Below are 2,688 nucleotides of genomic sequence, written 5' to 3'. Positions count from 1 at the left end.
CCTTCGACGGCGCGCCGCTGCCGGCCGAGCACGGCGGCCCGGCGCGGCTGCTGGTGCCGCACCTGTACTTCTGGAAGTCCGCCAAGTGGGTGCGCGGCATCCGACTCAAGACAATGGACGAACCGGGGTTCTGGGAGACGGCCGGCTACCACGACTACGGCGACCCGTGGCGCGAACAGCGGTACCAGGGTGACTGAGCGGGCCGTGGCGACGGGCACCCCGGCCCGGGCGCCAATCAAGTGGCAGGTGGCGCGGCTGGTGGAGCGCCGCGTCGAGACGGCGACGGCGGAGACGCTGATCCTGGAGGTGCCGGACTGGCCGGGGCATCTGCCCGGGCAGCACGTCGACGTGCGGTTGACCGCGCCGGACGGCTACCAGACCGCCCGGTCGTACTCGATCGCCGGGCCGGTCGTGGACGGCCCCGGCGGCCCGCGGATCGAGGTGACCGTCCAGCGGGTGCCCGACGGCGAGGTGTCGCCGTACCTCATCGATGTCTTCGGTCCCGGCGACCCGGTGGAGGTCCGCGGACCGCTCGGTGGCTGGTTCATCTGGCGATCGGAGGACACCGCGCCGGTGCAGCTGGTCGCGGGCGGCTCCGGCATCGTGCCGCTGATGGCGATGATCCGGGCGCGGCGGGCGATCGGCAGCAAGGTGCCGTTCCGGCTGATCTACTCGGTGCGCACCGCGGAGGACGTGATCTACGCCGACGAGCTGCGTCGCCGGGTCCGCGACGACTTCGGCCTCGACGTGGCGTACGTCTACACCCGCGAGGCGCCCGACGGCTGGCGCGGCGAGCCGCACCGGATCGGCCTGGCCGACGTGAACACCCACGGCTGGCCGCCGGACCTGGAACCGCTCACCTACGTGTGCGGCCCGACCGGGTTCGTGGAGGCCGTGGCCGATCTGCTGGTCGGGCTGGGCCACCCGTCGCGGCGGATCAAGACCGAACGCTTCGGCCCCACCGGCTGAGAGCCCGCCCGCCGACTGCCCCGCCCGCCGCCTGTCCGGCCCGCCAACTGTCCCGCCCGCCGACGCAACGTCGAGGAGACCCGATGACCGAGATGTCGTACCTGGACGGCAACATGCTCGACGGCCCGATGCGCGAGCTGTTCGCCGTCGACCTGAGCACCGCGATGGGCCGCTGCGAGAACTGCGGGACGACCGGCTCGATGGCCAGCCTGCACGTCTACTCGCATGCCCCGGGCATGGTCGCGCGCTGCCCGTCCTGCGAGTCGGTGATGGTGCGCCTGGTCCGCGCGCCGGACCGGGCCTGGCTGGACATGCGCGGCGTCACCTACCTCCAGGTGCCGATGCCGATGGAGCAGCCGCTTCCCGAGCCGCTCTGACCGTTCGCTCGGCGCTCGCGCCGCTGGGGCAGACTGGCCGGATGGGTACCGGTCGATGGCGTGGCGTTCCACTGCGGGCCCGGCTGGTCGTGTCGGCGGCCGTTCTGGTCTTCGCCTACGGCACCGTCGTGCACGTGCTCCAGGTGTTCGTCCCCGGGCTCCGACCGCCGCTCGCCCTGCCCGGGTGGCTCGCGGTCTACTTCGGGTCCCTGACCCTGTGGGATCCGTTGGCGGCGCTGTTGCTGGCGGCTCGCCGTCCGGCGGGGCTCGCGCTGGGTTGCGCCGTGCTGGTGACGGACGCCGCCGCGAACGGGTACGCCAACGACGTGCTCGACCCCGCCGGTGGCGTCACCCCGGGCCGGATCGGGCAGGCCGTCATCACCGCCCTCGCCGTCGCCCTCGTCGCGCTCACCCCGTGGCTGGCCCGGTGGTTCGCCCGGCCCGCGACGCAGCGCCACTGAGGGGAGCCGCTACGGCGTTTCCGGATCCGCCTCGGCGAGGACGGCGATAGGACGGCGACCAGGGGGCCGGCCCAAGTCAGGGGCGCCGCGCAGACGAACCCGTCGGCGTACCGCCCGACGCGCCGCAGTGCCGGCGCGGCGAACCCTCCGATCAGGATCGGTGGCCCCCCGAGCGTGGTGGGGCGGGGCCCGGAAACTCGGGTGCGGCCGACCGGGCCCGTCCGTAGGCTTCCGAACTCCGGCCCGTCCGGGCCGCCCCGTCCCCGGATCGGAGATGAGCGCAGCGATGGCCAGCCACCTCTTCGCGGTGTGTTTCGGCGCGAACGAACCCCTCGGTGTCGCGCGGTTCTGGTCCGAGATCCTGGGTCGGGAGCTGGTCGACGACCCCCGCGACGGCGTCCTCGTGCTGCCCGACGACAAGACCGGTTTCCGGCTGCGTTTTCCGCGGGTCCCGGAGCCGAAGGTCCTGCAGAACCGGGCACACCTCGAGCTGACCAGCGACTCGCTGGAACACCAACGGCAGACGGTGGCCAGAGCGCTGGCGCTGGGCGCGCGGCACACCGACGTCGGCCAGCGTCCGGAAGAGAGTCACGTGGTGCTCGCCGATCCCGAGGGCAACGAGTTCTGCGTCCTCGGACCGGGTAACACGTTCCTCGCTGGCTGCGGTTTCCTCGGTGATGTCTCCTGCGACGGTTCGCAGGCCGTCGGCTACTTTTGGAGCGCGGCGCTCGGGTGGCCGCTGGTCTGGGACCATGACGAGGAGACCGCCATCCAGTCACCCCTGCGGGCCGAGGCGGGCCAGCTCAGCGCCGACCCGGGGGCGGCGCTGCGGGCGATCGCGGGCAGCGGCCGCACCGCGCTGAGCGAACTGGACACGCTCG

5 protein-coding genes are annotated in these 2,688 nt (G+C 73.2%); all 5 read left to right on the top strand.

Annotated elements, in window-relative coordinates; all coding sequences use genetic code 11:
* Positions 1-197: molybdopterin-dependent oxidoreductase (locus AB0J68_RS30635; RefSeq protein ID WP_363942179.1), on the top strand; the 197-nt coding region annotated here is incomplete at its 5' end.
* 7 nt (positions 198-204) lie between these two features.
* Positions 205-969, top strand: coding sequence for a ferredoxin reductase (locus AB0J68_RS30630; protein WP_363942182.1), 765 nt, complete (start codon positions 205-207; stop codon positions 967-969).
* Positions 970-1,052: 83 nt separating this feature from the next.
* On the top strand, positions 1,053-1,346 hold the full coding sequence (locus tag AB0J68_RS30625) for a DUF6510 family protein (protein ID WP_354862654.1): 294 nt from the start codon (positions 1,053-1,055) through the stop codon (positions 1,344-1,346).
* A 41-nt stretch (positions 1,347-1,387) separates the two neighbouring features.
* Complete coding sequence (locus AB0J68_RS30620) at positions 1,388-1,807, top strand: hypothetical protein (RefSeq protein WP_363942177.1); 420 nt, start codon at positions 1,388-1,390, stop codon at positions 1,805-1,807.
* 274 nt (positions 1,808-2,081) lie between these two features.
* Positions 2,082-2,688 (top strand): VOC family protein (locus tag AB0J68_RS30615; protein ID WP_363942175.1); only part of this gene is annotated, 607 nt, incomplete at its 3' end.

The organism is Micromonospora sp. NPDC049580 (genome assembly GCF_040675595.1).
In the GTDB taxonomy this organism is placed as follows: domain Bacteria; phylum Actinomycetota; class Actinomycetes; order Mycobacteriales; family Micromonosporaceae; genus Micromonospora.
The sequence above is the reverse complement of the archived record's forward strand: the minus strand, read 5'-3'. Positions and strand labels throughout refer to the sequence as shown.

What these genes read in the sequence shown, in the direction of transcription:
- AB0J68_RS30625 (WP_354862654.1), top strand. Translation starts at nt 1,053, where the DNA reads ATGACCGAGATGTCGTACCTGGACGGCAACATGCTCGACGGCCCGATG.
- AB0J68_RS30620 (WP_363942177.1), top strand. Translation starts at nt 1,388, where the DNA reads ATGGGTACCGGTCGATGGCGTGGCGTTCCACTGCGGGCCCGGCTGGTC.